This is a genomic window from Alicyclobacillus sacchari (assembly GCF_004366795.1).
GTDB lineage: Bacteria > Bacillota > Bacilli > Alicyclobacillales > Alicyclobacillaceae > Alicyclobacillus > Alicyclobacillus sacchari.
Map to the genome: position 1 here is coordinate 1 of NZ_SORF01000019.1, position 18,256 is coordinate 18,256.

Annotated in this window: 17 protein-coding genes; 15 read left to right on the top strand and 2 right to left on the bottom strand. The window is 51.0% G+C overall.

Annotation, left to right across the window (positions count from 1 at the left end):
• The 10 genes from C7445_RS13085 to C7445_RS13130 all read left to right on the top strand — a co-directional run.
• Positions 1-452 (top strand): hypothetical protein (locus C7445_RS13085; protein WP_208320918.1); only part of this gene is annotated, 452 nt, incomplete at its 5' end.
• Between the two features lie 46 nt (positions 453-498).
• Entirely contained in the window at positions 499-876 is a 378-nt protein-coding gene (locus tag C7445_RS13090) for a hypothetical protein (protein WP_134161010.1), read from the top strand.
• 94 nt (positions 877-970) lie between these two features.
• Positions 971-1,282 carry a LysM peptidoglycan-binding domain-containing protein gene (locus tag C7445_RS13095; protein WP_134161012.1) on the top strand — a complete coding sequence of 104 codons (312 nt, stop codon included), beginning with the start codon at positions 971-973 and terminating at the stop codon, positions 1,280-1,282.
• On the top strand, positions 1,279-2,454 hold the full coding sequence (gene dnaN, locus C7445_RS13100; protein ID WP_134161014.1) for a DNA polymerase III subunit beta: 1,176 nt from the start codon (positions 1,279-1,281) through the stop codon (positions 2,452-2,454). Before C7445_RS13095 ends, dnaN begins: the two co-directional genes overlap by 4 nt.
• Before the next feature lie 280 nt (positions 2,455-2,734).
• The gene (locus C7445_RS13105; protein WP_134161015.1) at positions 2,735-3,580 is read left to right on the top strand and encodes an ArdC family protein; all 846 of its coding nucleotides are present in this window, start codon (positions 2,735-2,737) and stop codon (positions 3,578-3,580) included.
• 82 nt (positions 3,581-3,662) lie between these two features.
• Complete coding sequence (locus tag C7445_RS13110; protein WP_134161017.1) at positions 3,663-4,712, top strand: DUF6094 domain-containing protein; 1,050 nt, start codon at positions 3,663-3,665, stop codon at positions 4,710-4,712.
• A 102-nt stretch (positions 4,713-4,814) separates the two neighbouring features.
• Complete coding sequence (locus C7445_RS13115; RefSeq protein WP_134161019.1) at positions 4,815-8,105, top strand: DEAD/DEAH box helicase family protein; 3,291 nt, start codon at positions 4,815-4,817, stop codon at positions 8,103-8,105.
• Between the two features lie 83 nt (positions 8,106-8,188).
• Entirely contained in the window at positions 8,189-8,620 is a 432-nt protein-coding gene (locus C7445_RS13120) for a hypothetical protein (protein WP_134161021.1), read from the top strand.
• Positions 8,617-10,143, top strand: coding sequence for a PcfJ domain-containing protein (locus C7445_RS13125; protein WP_166669149.1), 1,527 nt, complete (start codon positions 8,617-8,619; stop codon positions 10,141-10,143). The genes C7445_RS13120 and C7445_RS13125 overlap by 4 nt, the downstream gene beginning before the upstream one ends.
• A gap of 61 nt (positions 10,144-10,204) precedes the next feature.
• Complete coding sequence (locus C7445_RS13130) at positions 10,205-11,038, top strand: RpnC/YadD family protein (protein WP_134161023.1); 834 nt, start codon at positions 10,205-10,207, stop codon at positions 11,036-11,038.
• Between the two features lie 53 nt (positions 11,039-11,091).
• Here C7445_RS13130 and C7445_RS13135 read toward each other — a convergent pair whose 3' ends face one another.
• On the bottom strand, positions 11,092-11,688 hold the full coding sequence (locus C7445_RS13135) for a hypothetical protein (RefSeq protein ID WP_243835191.1): 597 nt from the start codon (positions 11,686-11,688) through the stop codon (positions 11,092-11,094).
• Between the two features lie 311 nt (positions 11,689-11,999).
• Between C7445_RS13135 and C7445_RS13140 the strand changes: the two genes are divergently transcribed.
• The 3 genes from C7445_RS13140 to C7445_RS13150 are packed head-to-tail and all read left to right on the top strand — an operon-like array spanning position 12,000 to position 13,756.
• The gene (locus C7445_RS13140; RefSeq protein ID WP_208320919.1) at positions 12,000-12,356 is read left to right on the top strand and encodes an AbrB/MazE/SpoVT family DNA-binding domain-containing protein; all 357 of its coding nucleotides are present in this window, start codon (positions 12,000-12,002) and stop codon (positions 12,354-12,356) included.
• Positions 12,353-12,763, top strand: coding sequence for a PIN domain-containing protein (locus C7445_RS13145; protein WP_134161027.1), 411 nt, complete (start codon positions 12,353-12,355; stop codon positions 12,761-12,763). The genes C7445_RS13140 and C7445_RS13145 overlap by 4 nt, the downstream gene beginning before the upstream one ends.
• Before the next feature lie 21 nt (positions 12,764-12,784).
• Positions 12,785-13,756, top strand: coding sequence for a site-specific integrase (locus C7445_RS13150; RefSeq protein ID WP_134161029.1), 972 nt, complete (start codon positions 12,785-12,787; stop codon positions 13,754-13,756).
• 642 nt (positions 13,757-14,398) lie between these two features.
• Here the strand turns inward: C7445_RS13150 and C7445_RS13160 are convergent.
• Positions 14,399-15,532, bottom strand: a complete 1,134-nt coding sequence (locus C7445_RS13160) for an IS110 family RNA-guided transposase (RefSeq protein ID WP_134161031.1) — start codon at positions 15,530-15,532, stop codon at positions 14,399-14,401.
• A gap of 601 nt (positions 15,533-16,133) precedes the next feature.
• Between C7445_RS13160 and C7445_RS13165 the strand changes: the two genes are divergently transcribed.
• Positions 16,134-16,601, top strand: a complete 468-nt coding sequence (locus tag C7445_RS13165) for an ArsR/SmtB family transcription factor (protein WP_134161033.1) — start codon at positions 16,134-16,136, stop codon at positions 16,599-16,601.
• Positions 16,602-16,616: 15 nt separating this feature from the next.
• Positions 16,617-17,849, top strand: a complete 1,233-nt coding sequence (locus C7445_RS13170; RefSeq protein ID WP_134161034.1) for an MFS transporter — start codon at positions 16,617-16,619, stop codon at positions 17,847-17,849.
• Positions 17,850-18,256: the final 407 nt, after the last annotated feature.

The following is an 18,256-nucleotide window of genomic DNA, read 5'->3' on the forward strand; positions in this document are numbered from 1 at the left end:
CATCCACGGGAGGTGAGGATATGGCATGCCGCCATTCGGATTGTATAGCCAAGCGAAATACTTGGATGCATGGAACAAAGCATGCAATGAAACGTAGCGATGAACTTCGCCATCTCATCTTCATCGGATACAAGTTGGATTGGTCTCTTCACGTGGAAGAACGGGAGTTTCAACGCGCGATTCCTGCCTGGCAATCCAGCCAAGCCTTTGAGAACGGCGATTGTATCCACTTTACTTGTATCCATAACCATGGCAAGACCGTGGCTAAGTGGCTTTGGTTGGGCTACGCGAAAGTGGCTCCAGGCGTGTATCGCCCTCTCCATTTGGTTATTGTCTCAAATGGTCAAAATAAGCGGCTAACCGTCGCAACCGTGTATGATCCGTCCCAAACATCGCACATGTGGGATGAGACCTATACGGTGCGATTGTGTTGGAAACATGCCAACACGTGATCATCGTTCGGGTAGAATGGGTGATGCAGAAAGGAGACTGATCCGAATGCGCCACCCCAATACGTACGATATCGCGTTCAAACACCGCCTCGGCAAGGAGGTATGGAACGTGCTTGAACTCAAAGCTCGACTGTGGACACACGGAAATACGGAAGAACTGCTTCGACGCGCGATTGCGTCGTACCAGGAACCGATTGAACTAGAACATTCCGCCTGTTGCTCCCGCTGCGGACAGCCGGCAACCGAACGCTTGGATACCTTTGAAACAAACAACGGCGTCACCATTGACGGTGTTCCAACGCTCGTTTGCAAGCACTGCGGGAACCGTTCGTGGGACTTATTGCTCGTGGGTAAGCTCGAAGAGATGGTTCTGGAGCGTCCAACCGGGACAAAGACCACGCTCGACGAGATGCTGACGCTCTGACGTTCTAAAGGTTCCATCCCCACCCGCCAACCGGGGGTTCATCACCCTCGGGCGGCGGGTCCCGTGGGTGAACTTCATCCACGGAGGGATATGCATGCTAAAACTCAAACAATACGCCGGATGGCTCGCCATCGCGACCTGCTTGATCAGTTTGCTCATACTTCGCTTCGCACCGCCCGTTCTCACAGGCTGGACCGAAGTCGTTGTAGCCCCTGGGCAAACGTTGTGGTCGCTTGCTGAGCAATGTCCGGCCAATCCATGGGATGTGGTAAATGCCATTGCAGTACACAACCACATCTCCTCGGACCAAACCCTGCAACCAGGCGAAGTCTTGGAAGTGCCGACGAAAACGTCGCCCTTCTGGACTCGGCTGGTTTTTTCATTTGAAGGAGGGAATCACGCATGAAGGCAACGTTTACAAATACGGATCTGGAAAAGGTGTTACGCCAACTGCTACGCGTAGTCCCCAACACGACAAATAAAGTTGTTCTCAAGCACGTCCTCATCGAGGCGAAACGAGAACAAGATCGTGTGGACTTTTATGTGACCAGCGAAGACATGTCGTTTCGGCGCACGCTCTTCGTCGAAGCCACTTCTACCAGCGTGCAAATCGACGAATCAGGCTCGTGTCTACTTCCGGCTAAAGAAGTGCACGAAATCATCAAACGTGCCAACGGTCCCGTCACGCTGGAGACTCAGAAAGACCGTACGGTCATCATGTTCGGCAAGACCAAGTATGATCTTGCCGGACTGAATCCGCATCTCTTTACACCATACGGCAACACCGATGAACAGGTGACACAAACACAGGTACTCGCACCGAATCTCCACCGCTTGATTCGACGCACGAGCTACGCGGCCGCCAAGAATCTGGTGCGCCCGATTCTCACTGGCGTGAACTTGGCCGTGGTAGACGGAGACTTGTCGGCCATCGCGACCGATGCCCTTCGCTTGGCGCAATTCACTGTGCCCAGCGAGGAGGTTTCCGGCGAAAACCGGCAGCTGGTCATTCCCGCGGCTTTGCTCGACACGTTGGCCGCGGCGTTGCCTGCATCGGATGACGATGAAGAAGTCACCGTCACGCTTGGCACCTCGTCATGCACGGTGTCGTGGGGAGATGATGCCTTTCACATGGCGCTTCGTGGCTTGGAAGGCACGTATCCCAATACCGCGCGACTGATTCCAGAACACACGGCACATCGCGTCGTAATCGAGCGTCAAGCGCTGCTTACGGCATGCGAACGCGTGGCAATTTTGTCCGAGGCCGATCAGCAACGAGCCGAGTTTCGATTTACACCGTCCGGTCTCACCGTGTCAGCCACGTCCACGCAATACGGGCATGCCGAAGAGACCCTGGAGACCGTCCAAGGCACGAAAGATCCCGTGGAACTTTTGTGTAATGTCCATTACTGGATTGTGGCGCTCAAAGCGATGGAAGGTGTGCAAGAGGTGGAAATCGGTCTAAATGGATCGATGCATCCGTGCCTCTTACGCCCTGTAGGTGAACCCGGCGCAAGTCTAATCGCCACGGTAGCACGTTCTTCTGTGACAACAGAGAATCAACGACAAGTCAGCTGAACGTTTCACCTTCACAGTGCAGCGAGTGAAGGAGCCAAGGAGGATGACATGAATAAAGAGGCCGACCTGACATGCACACTGTGCCACCGTCCAATTGAGAGCAAACAGGAAGCATGGAATGACGATTGCGGACAGCTATACTGTTCGAAAAACTGCCATCAGAAGCGTTTGACGCGCATAGCTGACCGTAACTGATCCAACCGAACATTGGAAGGGAGGAAGTCCCCTTATCATCATCTGAGGGGACTCCCCCTTTGGGTGATCGAGCGGGACGCGATACATGAACGAAAAAGTGAAAGCAGCCATGGAGCGCTTGGAACAAGGACTGGAAACACTTCTCGATACAGAGGAATGGCGCAAATTTCTTCAGTTCCAAGCGACATTTCATAGGTACAGCTTCGCCAACACATTGCTCATTTCGATTCAACAGCCCAATGCTACATGGGTAGCGGGTTACAATCGATGGAAGGCACTTGGTCGTTTTGTCAAAAAAGGCGAGCACGGCATTGAAATATTCGCGCCGTTGCTCAAGAAAAAAACGAACAAGGCCGATCCGACCAGAGAGGAATCCGACGAAACGCCACAGGAGGAAGAGAACAAGCGTATCCTCTACGGCTACCGCGTCGTCTACGTGTTTGACGTGTCGCAGACGGATGGCAAGCCGTTGCCAAGCGTTGAAAGTCCAAAAATTCTCACGGGTGAGAGCCACCTGTATACCAAGCTGCAACAGGCATGCCCGTTCCCCGTGGATGAAGTGGGATCACTAGGTGGAGCGAATGGAAAATTCAACTTGTTCACTCACCAGATTGAGATCGTCCACGCATTACCCGTTGCACACAAAGCGAAAACACTGATTCACGAATGGGCACACGGGCTATTACACAGCAATGGTCCTGTTGATGCTATGAGAAAACCACTCATAGAACTGGAGGCAGAATCCACCGCATTCGTCGTTGGCCAAGTGCTTGGACTCGATACCTCAGAGTACTCGTTCGGTTACATCACCGGATGGAGTGGGAAAGAGGCCGTGAATGCTCTCAAGGCGTGCGGCACGAGGATACAGCAGGCGGCGAACAGCATCTTGATGGCGTTGGAAGAAACGCAGGATCTACGCAAGGCCATCTAAAAAGGAGGTGACCCCCTCCGTCTTGCATGTTTGGGATGGAGGGAACGCCTCTCGTTCCAAGCGCCAGACGCGAGGGGACAATATGCGCTATGAAGGTATCTCGAAAATGGGTTACTATCCCACGCCAATGAACATGGTGGAAAAGATTGGCAACCGCCTTGTTTCGTCGGGCTCCGCGCGTTGGTTTGATCCATGTTGTGGAGAAGGCGAGGCACTTGCAGCGGTCGCACCACATGACGCAGTGACGTTTGGGATAGAACTCGACGGACGACGCGCGGAGGAAGCGAAGAAACGACTTGCATATGTAGTCTGTACGGGGTATGAACGGGCAAGAGTAGAACCGGCCAGCATGCAGTTTTTGTGGCTCAATCCCCCCTACGATGCTCATTCAGGTCTCGGCGGAGAAACGTTCCGTAAGGAACTCATCTTCCTGCGGGATTTGTCCAAGTATCTCGCCCCAAACGGTGTGCTCGTGTTCATCATTCCACGATATACGCTGGGTTCAGAGTTGGTAAACGCGCTAGTTTACCGTTATACGGACTTGGCTGTCTATCGGTTTGATGAGAAGGAATATCAAACCTTCAAACAGATTGTCGTGTTCGGCCGTCGCCGCGAACGAAATCTGCGCAGCGCCAAGGAAATGTCTCAAACCGACCGCCAAGCAAAAAATGAGCTTCTGGCCTATGGCAAGAATGCGGATATTCCCATGCCATATCTGGATGAACCGGACGGACGTAATTGGACGGTGCCTATCGCAGAAAACATTGAAAACCCGATTCTGTTTCGCGGGTACATCCTCGATGAAGCAGAACTGCGACTGGATTTGGCACAGTCCGAAGCGTTCAAGGTGGCAGTCAACATGCTCATGCCTATCGACACAGGTGCAACGCTTCGTCGTCCACTTCTGCCATTTCGACGCACGCACATGGCCACGCTCATCGCGGCCGGCGCGCTGAACGGCGCGGTGGGAGTCGGTGAAAGCAGGCACATGGTCGTCGGTATGACACGCAAGGTGGTCAATCGTGAAGTGGTTCGCACCGATGACGATTCGAAGACTATCATCGACTCCGAATCCTACATGACCGCGGTGCGGACGATCCAGTCCGACGGAACCATTTTGGATTTGCAGTAATTACGCAACCTGCACAAATCATCACGCAAAGGAGGCGAAAGCTCCGGTGCATCATGAAACCGGGGCTTTCGCCCCTGTCGTGGTGCATGCGGGGCACATTTCGTGAAGACACTCGTTTACCGCGACGACAAGAACTATGTGGAAGCGGCGGTGCACTTCATTGTGACCCGACGGAACTTTGAACGTCACGGCGACGATCTCATCGCCGCAGGACTGGTTGACCTAGATAGCGCGGCCCGAGCCATTGTGGCTCACACCATGAAGGGGAGCCGGCTGCACTTGAAGCGAAATCGACTGAGTTTTGATTTCGATCATATCTTCACCAACAAACATGGATATCGATTTGTGTCACGTCCGATCGGCAAGCTGACGCATGCGATCCTCGTTCACAAGTCGGCTGTAGACGAGCAGTTAGAGCCAGGTCAATCCCGCATTCTCATCGTGCCGGATGGGGGCGACATCGCGGACCTATTCGCTCGTCGATTCGCCAGTGACTTCAACCTGCCGTATGTTGCGGAATGGAAGGACATCATCTGGCTGGCGTGCAACAGGCGCAACTTCGTGCAAAGTCTGTCGGTCTGGACAGATCCAGACGTTCCAGACTGGCGTAACGTACAGGCATTCGAAGTCTCATCGAGCCTGACTGAGAACGAGGCCAAGCATTTGCTGAGTGACCTGCTTCGAATCGGTGCGATCCATCTCCCCGAAGGGATTACAGATGCACCCTCACTTAACGAAGTGCTGCAACCGGACGAACTGGGCGAGTACCATGTTATCGATTACCTGCAAACGTATGCGCCTCATCTTGCGACGACGATTGAGGACATGGCAACTCCTGCACACGATCTGAACCGCCCGATTGATCCTGCGGTTGCACAGATGGATCGGGTTCCGTTCCCGGCACAAGCGCACACCGTTCAGGCGATCATCAGCGGCTTAGAACAATCCAAGGGTGTGATTGTCTCGTCCGATATGGGAACAGGGAAGTCCATCATCAGTCTCGCTGTGGCAAACGCCTTAGCGAAGCGTTCTAAGAACGGATTCGCGGTCTTGCTTCTCGTTCCCGGGATCACGATCCCGAAATGGATTCGGGATGAAATCGGAAAGACACTTCCGGATACACCGGTCACGGTGTTGGAGTCTTGGAAAGACGTCGTTCGGTATCGGAACAACAAGAAGCACAACGGTAAAAAACAGTTAGAATTCGTTCTGTTATCCCGTGATACCGCAAAACTGGGTACTCCGAAGGCACCCGCCCTCATTTATAAAGAACGGATGGTCATTGCAGATCGCACAAACATCGAACCACCTCGAAAGACGCTTTTCGTGTCCGATAGCACAGGCGTTCACGTGGCACTCGGAGAACGAGACTCTGCGCACTCAGTGTTTATGATGGAAGACGTGTGGATCTGTCCAGAATGCCACGGCATTCAGAAGAAAACCACCAAGAGCGCGGTGAAAGAAGCGAATAAGTACCACAACATGGATGACCAGTTGGCTGAGTTGAAATTTAGCTTCTACGACCTGGCCACGAGCGTTGAAGAGTACACGTCGATTGGTGTGGACGGCAAGGAACGCCGCAGAACGAGGTACGTGTTCAAAAAGTCCATTACCGAATACCACTGCACCGAATGCGGCGCGAACCTCATGCGGGACGCGGTGCCAGAGCGAGAGACCGTCAGCGGCCTCAAACACCGTCGCCTGCAACCCGCGTGGTTCATCCAACGCTATCTGCGCGGATATTTCGATCTGGTCATTGTAGACGAGCTTCATCAATACAAGAGCAACTCGGGCCAGGGAGAAGCGATGGGTGCAATTGTCGGCGCAAGTCGGCGCGTGCTCGGACTGACGGGAACGCTGAGCGACGGAAAGGCCTCCAGCCTCTATCATCTTCTGTGGCGCATTTGCCCGAAGGAGATGAAGGCGGACGGATTAGACCATCGCTCGCTGAACAAGTTCGTGCACCTGTACGGCACATTGGAGCAGCGCGGACGGTACGCAGCCGACGAAGTGACAGATGCAGGCGGAACGACATCCCGAAAGGTCATCCTCAATCCGCCCAAGGAAATCCCGGGTCTGTCGCCCAAGCTGTTCGTCAACCATTTGGCGGACAAGACGGTGTTTCTGGAGCTTGGCGACATGGGCCTGCCATTGGTGGAATTGGAGGAACGCCCGATTTTCGTAGACATGGACGAGCAACACGCTTTGGCCTATCGCGTGTTCCACAACGAATTGGAAGACGGCATGCGACAGCAATATGCGATCGGCAACCAACACGCCTTCGCGAAATTCATCCCGTCCGTGGTCAACGCCGCGAATCAACCTCACATGCTGCAAGAGATGTACGTAGGGGATGAGTATATCGCCTTCATTCCTCCGAACGAGCCTGAAGAACTGTCAGCGAAGGAAAGACGCTTGCTTGAGGATATTCAAGCTGAACTGGTGCAAAACCGCCGCTGTGTGGTGTATGTGCGCTACAGCGGGGAAGTCCAGCAGGACCAACGGATTGCCGATGTGCTGAAGCAACACGGCATTCGTGTTCAGGTTCTGCGCGCCTCCGTATCGCCAGAAGATCGTGTCGAATGGCTGGAGAACGCCGTGGAAAAGGGAACGCAGGTTGTGGTTTGCAACGCCAAACTGGTGGAAGTGGGCCTTGATCTGCTTGATTTCCCGACATTGATGTTCTACCAGTTCACCGACGAGATCGCGACGATGCGTCAAGCGGCCCGCAGAGCATGGAGAATTGGCCAACACCGCACCTGCAAGGTGTTCTACTACGTCTACAACGGCTCGTACGAGATGATCCAGTTCAAGCGCATGCTGCAAAAGCGTAGTCATGCAATGCTGTTAGAGGGAAGGCTTGACAAGTCTGAGGTGGCGCAGTTCATTGAACAGGACGACAAATCGGCCTCAACGTACGCCATTGCCAACTGCCTTGGCAACGTGGAGGATCTGGCGCAAAAGTGGAAGTCTCTTGCCGACAAAGACATTCCAAGCGGGGTGATCCTGTTGGCGGAGGAACGCTTCAAGCGCGAGATCCATCAGGCCATGCAACGCCTTGCGTCTGAAACACGACGCTTGGCTGGCGTGCCTGAACCGATTGAGACGATGACACTTGCGTCGGAACAGACCGTCGAAACGTCGCGGTCTGCCGAGCAGTCTCTAACTCCAGCACCTGTGGTTGCGGAAATGTTCGTGCTGCCGCTGTTCGCGTCTGTACAAGACGACGACGCACATGTCGAACCCGTGCTTGCACCTGCCACACCCACCGCACAGGCCGAGACGCCGCTCACATACGGCGATTGGCGTAAGCAGATGGGCATGGTTCAGAAGGCTAAGCGGTTGAACAAGCAGAAAATCACGGACGAGCAGATTATGCTGTTCGCGCTCTAGTCCTTCTCACCACACCCGAGTCACGCGGGGATACATTCACCCATCCCCCGTGACGCCGGGGATGGACAGAGGAGCGAAACGATATGTACGAAAAGGCTGTCGAGAAAATCACGCTGGAGATGAACGCCAACGAGCATCATCCGTATGTCCAAATAATCGGACGCTTTTTGTTAACCCACCTCGAAAAGCACCCAGAACACGCAGAAAGGATACTTGCCGAAGGCAAGACCATCCTCAAGAGTCTCGACGCGATGCGTCGGTATGCGGAAACCAAGCGCGTGGGCAATGTGGCCGTGATTTCGGACGCGGACGGATACGGCATCGTCCTCCAATACTTCGATTGCTGGGACGGCGATCCGTTTGACATTCCACCCGAACCACAACCACCCGCGCGAATCGTCACACCGACACGCACGGTAACCACGAAATCCGCGACAACAGCCAAACATTCTCATACTCCGGTTGTAACGCAGCTTTCGCTCTTCGACGATGCAGAAGGAGGCGAGGCTCTGTGAACCACGACTTCTTCGCGCATTTCCCAGCACAGCCCAGCCAAGCGCTTATCGACTATGCACGTGACGTCGCGTTCCTCCAAAGTCGGTACCTCTTTGTTTGGCGCGACGGGAAGGTGCAGATGGCGTATTGCACGCATTGCCGCGAAACATATCCGCTCGGTGTGGGCAAGGACGCCTTCCGTCACAACGACCACACGGTGTGTCTCCAATGCGGATCGACGTGCGTGGTCAAGCATCACGGCCGCGGACGCAAACACCTGATCGACGTCGCCTACATCGTGTGGTACGAGAAGTCGATGGTCGATGCCCAAACGGTGGTCGCGACCTGGTACTACGCCTGGCGAGACTACTCTGGCGATTTCTACGACGTCGAGACACATTTTCAGCCGCGCGCCCGGTACGTATTTGTACCGGGACAGGGCGGCACCATGATGCGCTTGGACTGGTCAGGCGAGTGGAAACCGCGCCGGAACGTCCATCCGTTGCCCGTCGGAGCCATGGGTTGGAACGCCATCGAAATCTGGTGCTCACATGAGAGCATCCGAGCCGCAGTAGCTGGAACACCTCTTCAGTACAGCGGGTGGGAGACGTATTGCGAGCAGTACAACACACTCCTCACCTTTTTCGATCTCGCCAGTCGATACCCATGCATCGAGTATCTGACCAAACTCGGATTCGCAAGATTGGTGATGGCGAAATTGGATGGACGGCGCACATATGGGGCTATCCACTGGCGCGGCAGAACGATGGAGAAAGTACTTCGCATGCCACGCGCGGATGTCCAAGCCTTTCGCAAGCTGGCAGACATCATCGAGCCGCTGTCGCTCCACAGTTATCACGTGTGGCGATGCCGCGGATGGGACGTGTCTCCTGCCGATGCGCATCTCGTGCGCGAACTTTGTCATCCGCACTATTGGCGTCAGATCGAAGCACGAACGACGCTCGCATCCGAGGTGGAGATCGCAAAGTACCTGCTCAAACAGGTGCGCACCTCGGCGTATCATTCGCCCACGTACGCGCTCATCGAATGGCACGACTATTTGCGACACTGCGAGGAACTTGGCATTCCGCTCACATCCAAGCGCGTCGTGTTCCCGTCGAACCTTCGTGATGTGCACGATAAGATGATGCGACGCGTGCAAATCAAACGCGACGAGCGGCTCAACGAACAAATCCAAGCCCGCTTGGCCGAGTTGGAACCGTTCAGCTACACGGACGGGCGCTTTGTGATTCGACCAGCGCGCAGTGTGCAAGAACTTTTCGAGGAAGGACAAGCACTCCATCACTGTGTCGGCAGCTATGCGGCCAAATACGCTTCAGGTGAGACTGACCTGTTCGTAATGCGGCTTGCATCTGCCCCGGATACACCGCTTTGTACCATCGAAATGCAAGGCCACGTCTTGCGCCAAGCGCGAGGCGAGCGAAACCGAACCCTCTACAAGGACGAACAGGCCTTCGTGGATCAATTCGTCCGCCGCATTGCACAACGTCGCGAGCGTCATCGTCGTCAAAAAGCCAGTTGAGTTATCACGGGATTGTCGAGTCATCGGCAATCCCATATACTGAAAGCGAAGGAGTGTACACATGCCTGGTCAAGATACGCTCATGAAGGCTCTCACCCGCTCTCTATCCGGCGGCGCCCTGGACGTTCTGGGTGTCCACGACGTAGAGCTGGCGGAGCCTTTCCCGACCGAGCTTCCCGCCAATACGCTGCGCATGGATCGCGTCTGGCGGATGGAAGACGGCCAACTTTTTCATCTCGAATTTCAGACGAAACGTGAATCGACACTACATCGTTTTTTGGAATACGACGCACGCTTAGCCAATGAACACCAAACGAAAATTCGCACCGTCGTCCTGTATCACGCACGCGTCGCAAGCGCACCGGACGAACTGGACATCGGCACAGCGCAGTATCGCGTCGAGAATGTCTTTCTCCGACACCTTGACGGTGATCATGCACTGAATGAAGTCGAGGCACATCTGCGTGCTGGACAATGGGAACCGGGCGACCGCATGCGATTGGGACTTGCGCTCAACATGCGTTTGGAAGACCAGAATAAGGCCTTCAACCGGGTTCGTGAACTGATTCCACAAGTTTCAGATGAGATTGAACGAGATTTGGTTGTGAGTGCGATTCTCGTACTCGGAGATCAAGGACTATCGGACGAACAACGAACACAACTTCGAAAGGAGCTGAGAAACGTGTCAAAACTGGCAGAAGAGATCTACGAGGAAGGGCGTGAAGAAGGTCGTGAGGAAGGCCGCGAGGAAGGTCGCATGGTAGGTCGTATGGAAGAACGCATGGAAATCGCTCTGAACATGCTTCGTAAGGGCATGTCTATTGAAGACATCGCAGATACCACGGGGCTATCTAAGCAAGAGATCGAAGAGCTCATGCGGAAACAATCGCATTAACGAGTCGGCCTGTCAAAAGCATTCACGCTTGGGCAGGCCGATTCCTTTATATTCTATACTGTGAAAATCCTCGCACGTATCGCCTCATTACACACGCATTCCGGCGGATATAGCGCTTCACGAATCCGTCGCAAACTCCCTGCATGTACATTCATGCGGTAGGACTCCTTCACTCGACTCACCCTCGTATTCCGCGCTCCAAGCGCAACGAGAAAGTCGTGACATCCGGGTACAAGTGGCCCAGTAAGGGTCAGGCGATCCCGTCCAGACGGGTCTTTCCGAAAGTGACTATGGGTGTCGATGTATCCCCGAACAAAATCGACGGTCGGTCGAAATACCGGCTCCACCTGGCACGCATGCTCATACGCAAAAAGCAGTTCCACGTCGTAACATCGTAGATATAGGCTCGGCTTGCCTCGGTTCACCCGCGTCACGGACGAACGACGCATGAACGAGCGCAAAAGCTCGATCTGTATGGTATCGTGAGACACAAACCGAAGGAACCATTGTCCGCGCGGATTCCGTACCACCTTTGCGCGCGAGACGAGTGCGCCGAAAAGATAATCCGGGATGGTCGGGTAACCGTGCAGTGTGAAATACGCTTGGAAGAAGTCGTCCAGTACCCGCGTCCAAGTACCATAATGTTGCATCACTTGTTCCACCGGTACAGTTTGTTGGTTTTGAGCAATACGTCTATAATCCGATTTTTTTGGTAATCTATGTTTATTTTCCCATGTTTGTTGAATGATTTCGAATATAGGGTCAGAAGGTTTCATCTGGAGCAACTCCTCGCAACGTATGCACCTTGAGTGTATCGGATCGACAGATATGTTTCCAGGTCAACTTTGCGCCATTTTTTATGTCCGATAAGTGATTGTTATCGGACATCATTTTACAATTTGATGTTGTCAGTTATACTCAATATCATCGTGCAATCACAACTTAGTAAGACGTATAATATGTGAAAGCAAATATCCAATTAGGGAGATGGTACGCAAATATGATGTCAATCGTCAAAGTATCACCTAAATATCAAATCACAGTACCAAGTGAACTTCGGGAATCGCTTGGTCTTCAACCAGGCGATAAGCTACTTTTTCATCAAAAACCGAATGGGGAAGTGGTGATTCACCGTGTCCCTCAAGTGTCCGCTCAGCAACTCGCCGGGTCACTTGCAAGAGCGTCAGGCAAAACAATTCCATACGTCCCGATTGAAGAAGCAAGGCGAATCACGTATGACGAACTTGGTCATCGAATGATGAGCGAATTACAGCATACAGATTCGCCATCTTCAATCGATGGCGGTGATGCAAAGTGAAATCCGTTTTGTTAGACACCAACATAATTCTTCGTTTTCTACTTGACGACCATCCCCACCATTCGCCAGCCGCTACGAACCTGTTCATGAAAGCCGAACAGGGTGAAATTAAGTTGGTCATTGATCCGATGATTGTGGCGGAATGCTGTTACGTCCTGGAGGGTCAGGTCTATCAGTTTCCGAAGGAACTCATTGCTTCTCACCTGATCCCCGTCTTGACTCATGAAGGGGTCCAATGTGAAGGTCTCATGACGGTATTAGATGGTCTGGACATTTACGTCGAACATCGTTTGGAATTCGCCGACGCCTATCTCATTGCGTTGGCTCGGAATCACCGTTTTGAAGTCGCGACATTCGACAACAAGATGGCTCGAATCGCAAACGCGGTTTTTCAAGACCTCCTATGAGGGTGAAGGGGCGATCGCATCATGCAGGAAATCACGAATAATCATGCATCTTCCGCAATGCATGTAGAATTGACCGAGTTATCCGCAAGCGCCCACAAGTATGTATTGAACTCGAAAGCCCGAAATACGATTCGGGCCTACCAAGCCGACTGGCACTCGTTCTGCACCTGGTGCGACGAACGTCACCTATCTTCCCTTCCCGCCGAGCCGCAGACGGTCGCGCTCTACCTATCCGACATGGCCGACCACGGCTATCGAACCAGTACGATCGGGCGGCATATGATTTCGATTGGACTTGCTCATCGAACGAAAGGCCTCACTTCCCCGACTGCCGACGAGACAGTTCGAGCCGTATGGCGCGGCATTCGCAATACACTTGGCGTGGCATCTCACGGAAAACTTCCTATTTTAGTGGAGGATTTGCGCCGAATGCTTCAACACACGCCGAACGACCTCATGGGTCTGCGCGACAGTGCACTTCTGCTGATCGGGTTCGCCGGTGCATTCCGACGCTCGGAAATCGTGGCTCTGAACGTCGAAGATGTCCAATTCGTACGTGAGGGGCTAGTGATCATGTTGCGCAAGAGTAAGACTGACCAGGAGGGCGAAGGTCGTAAAGTGGCCATCCCCTACGGCTCCTTTATCGAGACCTGCCCGGTGCGCGCGCTCCAAGCGTGGCTAGCGGCGGCAGGGATTGAATCCGGTCCCCTCTTTAGACCATTGAGCAAGACTCATGATGTGCGCAACGCCCGTCTTTCTGACAAGACCGTGGCCCGCATCGTGAAGCGATATGTACGACTCATTGGCCTCGAACAGCGCCATTATGCTGGCCACAGCCTGCGCGCAGGCCTTGCGACATCCGCCGCGATGGCGGGTGTGTCGGAACGAGACATCATGGCACAGACAGGTCATAAAAGTCCGATGATGGTACGACGTTATATACGTGATGGAAATTTATTTCGAGCGAATGCTGCGGCGAGGATTGGATTGTAACATGTTTATCAACCACCAACACTGTATGTATACATAGTGTACGTGTATAGTGTACTATTAAACACTTCACTTATCCATTCCAGTCCAGAATGACGAGCGTGTACATCATAGTTCACTGTGCTCCTGATGAGACATGCGCCCTTGCATACAAGAACCCTCCCGATACTTGATTAGGACATTTTCAAGCAGATACCATGTGAGTTTGGTTTGACGCTGATATGAACGAGGCCTGTCAAGTACCTCCCGGCCCCTTTACGCCACAGAGCTCTAACGATAACGCGTTGCTTGATATGGAGTGGCGGCCCTGATAGGCTCATTGGCCATACGGATCCATTGTGGCCGCTTGTCCGTATGTTATCAGGGCCGCAGGGGCTCCATGTCAAGCAACTACCTCAAAGATTCGGCACGAAGGCAAAAATTTCTCGACGGTGAGCAGTCTGATATGCGTGGGTTGGTTACCACAGAGTATCTCTCCGTCTTGAGGAGCTATCACGAACTTACATCGTGCGTTCAGACAATTCAATTGGCTTAGCACAAGCGTCAAACGTGAATTCTCCTCTACGGTTTTACACTTTTGCCTTCGAGCCCAATCTTTGAAACAAAAATACTGTCATTTGAACACTAACGCTTGATTCCCTTTGTTTAGGCGACTTTGTTACTACTACTTGTTCTCTGTTCGGCACTCGTCGCAATCGCCCAAATGAAACCGGCAAGTTCTCGAGCAACAGCAGCAATGACTTTTCCGTGTGGTTTTCCTTTAGCTGCCATACGTGCATACTTGGAGTGAAGTCGCGTCTGTGCTTTCCAAGCGATGCGTTGTACTGTCGCATCCTGTCCTTGCTGACGTTTCTTGATGTCTCCCGAAATGTTCGGCTTGTGGCGATAGCTCCAGGCTGATTCAACCAATACACGCCGAACATGACTGTTACCGGTTTTAGTAATTTTGCCTTGGTATCGACTTCCTCCGCTTGAATACTCAGATGGGATTAGTCCTGTATATCCCATAAAGTCTCGGGCAGACGCAAAGCGTTTAAACGTGCCGACTTCAACAACGAGAGTCACAGCGGTGATTTCTTTCACACCTCGAAGTGTTTGCAGTGCTTCAATGACCGGTGCATGTTCAGATCTCATTGCTTCTGTATGGATAGCTCTCTCCAGACGCTCCAGGCGCTGTTCAATCTCATCTAACGTATGGAGATACTCTTGGAACACGATTTCCAAAGCCGAATTATCAAACTTAACGGTATTCAACCACTTGTGGTATATCTTCGTCCATTTCTTCTTTAAGTGACTTGGTGCTTTAACTTCGTGACGCAACAGAAACTTGGCTAAATGGTGACGCGCCCTTAGTTGGTCTTCCTTTGTTACTTCTCTAGCACGGACGAGATCACGCAGGGCTTCGTCTTCTTCCGTTGGGATATAAATTGGTGTAAGTTCACCAGCCCTGTATAGTTGAGCGAGTCGGATTGCATCCCGACGATCTGTCTTAATTCGGTCTCCTGCGCGTGTCGGGATTAAAGACGGAGCGACGACACAACATTCAATCCCTAACGCAGTAAGGAATCTATACAACCCGTAACCTGTTGGCCCAGCTTCGTAGCAGACATTAAGCCAGCATTCTTCCTCACCTAATTTTTTGAACAGCTTACGAATCGACTCTTCGTTGTTGGGAATCTGACCAAAATACCTAGGATTATTTCGTCCTTCATCTGCAATGGCCACTGCGATAAAATCCTTTGAAACGTCTAAACCAATATACTTTGTGCTATCCTTCATAATATCGGCTCCCTCACAATGTAGCTCTGATTGGCATCGGTGTTTCCACAAATACCAGTATTGCCAACTAACCTACGGGTTGTGACGTGGAGCCGAGCCTCGTTCATGATAACTTACGGTCACTCCCTACTTGCGTACCTTCGCACATGGCTGTTATTAGCGGCATGCACAAATTGATCGTGAGCCTAGATTTTTTATTGTATTTGTGAAAAAATATATATAATACTACTATATATGGTATGATGTACACATGTGTACATGTATAGTATATATTAAAAAGACAACAACCTGTTATCATAGAGATCGTCGAAATGGGAAACACGTTATCATACGATGTCAGATCCGGGTTCATGTGAAACTCATATCGTATTGTCTTTAATGAAAAATGGTGTTGATAAAACTAATAATAAATCAAATTTGGCAATGCAAATTTTTACTGCAAAATTTCCAATTGATATTTTAGAGCATAATTGTCAGTACATGAATACAATCCAAATTAAACACTGGAATTGTGTACTAGATGAACATCGAGTTACAGTTTTTTTAGTTTTCCCGTTCTAAGAATTAGATTAAACTACAGTATAGGATGGACGTGAGGGATATGAATAAACTGAAATCAATGTACGTAACACCAGCACAAATGAAGTTACTGTCTAACTCCATTCGGACACAAATTATGTACGTACTGTTAAGCGAAGCAATGACAGCCAAGCAAGTAGCCGACAAGTTGGGCGAGTCCCCAGGGAATGTGCATTACCACGTACAGAAACTTTATTACGGTGGGCTTATTGAATTGGTAGAAACTAAGGAAATATCAGGGGTTGTTGAAAAGTATTATCGTTCAAAGGCGGACAGTTTTGAGTTAAACGTTTCTAATAATGATACGAACTTGGTTCATTACAATGGTTCTCGCATGTTTGCTTATTTGAAACTGTCTCAGCCCGAACTTCAAGAATTAATGGATGAATTGGCTGAACTGTTGTCAAAATGGGAGCGAAGATTAAATGTATCTCCGGATAGTGTTGAAATCGTAATTGATTCCTCGATTATTCTTTCAAAGAACCGATAAAAAGAGGTGATTGTTTTGCACGACAAGAATCTGTTACACCTTTCGGTATATCTGACTTCAAGAGGTATATCGAAAATCGGTGATTTTATGTTGCTTATTGGGATCAATATAATGATACTCAACAGAACTCATTCGCCAACAGCGGTATCCATATTGTGGATTTTGCCAGCGGTTGCCCAACTGGTCGTCAGTTCGTGGGCAGGAAGTATTACAGATCGTTGTGACAAACGCCTAACTATGATTACCATCGAACTCATTCGCGCAGCTCTGATTGCATGCATGGCTTTAACTTCATGTATATGGATTATTTATTCAACTCTCTTCTTTATCAATGGTGTTGGTTCTTTTTTTTCAGCTGCCGCCGCCCCGTATCTAACATATTTGGTGCCTAATCACCGTAGAAAGCGTTTGAATGCGATTAATGGAACGCTTCAATCCGGTGCAATAGTTATCGGCCCTGCAGTAACGGGCCTTATCGTACACATGACTGGACGAGTTTCACTTGCTCTTTGGTTGGATGCAGGTACTTTCGTTCTTTCCGCTTTATCCTTATTAATATTGCCAGGTGTCAAAATACGAACGGATAATGCAGCGGAAAAGCAAGACGGAGTCTTCAGTATCTGGCTCATTGATTTGAAGAGTGCCATCCAAGTATTAAAACAAAGGATTTTCTTCACCATTTTGTTAACCTTGGTTACTACTTTTGGAACGCTTGGTGCAGCAACCGATTCTCAAGAAGTAGTCTTTGCAAGACTCGCCCTAGGACTATCATCTGGCGACTATAGTCTTCTCGTTACTATTGCAGGTATTGGATATATAATGGGGGCAATATTTGTAACGATATTGGCTAATAGATTATCTTTACGAGTTCTCATTAGTATCGGTTCGATTTTTACCAGTTGTGGATTTGTTCTATATGCATTTTCCCATTCCTTCATCCTTGCAGCAATTGGTTTTATTATTCTCGGTATATTTCAATCATTTTCAAATGCGGGATTTTCAACCTTCTATCAAATTTCAATTCCACCTGAATACATGGGCCGGGTTTTGAACATTACATCTCCACTGACACAAGTAATGACTGTCTTAATGACTATTACTGGAGGTCTAGTTGCAAGCTTAATTGGTGTTCGCTTAATGACGATTGGGGCGACTTTGCTTGTGTCCTTGGTGAGTATAGTCATTGTCTTAACCATAATTTCCCCACGAGCAAAAGGTGCTTTTCGTTCTGTTGAAGTTCAATCATAACTGTGTATAATCGCTAATCGGCACAATTGTAAACGCTGCTTTATAGCAACGCAATTGAACCGACCTTCACGCATCCATTGCTCAATCTGCGGGATGAACGGCCTCAACCTTGTCTCACGAGTCTCTCGTTTCCGAAGCGGTCTCTATAGGTCGAGTAAGAAAGTTTATCCGTCAGTTCTCCCTTGGTCGCCTCTGTTAAAATTATACGCCCTCTCGACCCGATACACCCTTGTCGCAAAGCTCTCGTACCACTGTTCACGGCCGATCTTTTGCGCTACGAGGTGCCGCCCATTTTCTTTCCATGCTCGAATCGTAAACGTCAAATCAACCTCACATAGCATTTGCTCTCCCACTGCTTGAAAATGTCATCATCAAGCCACGGGAGGGTTCTTGTATGCAAGGGCGCA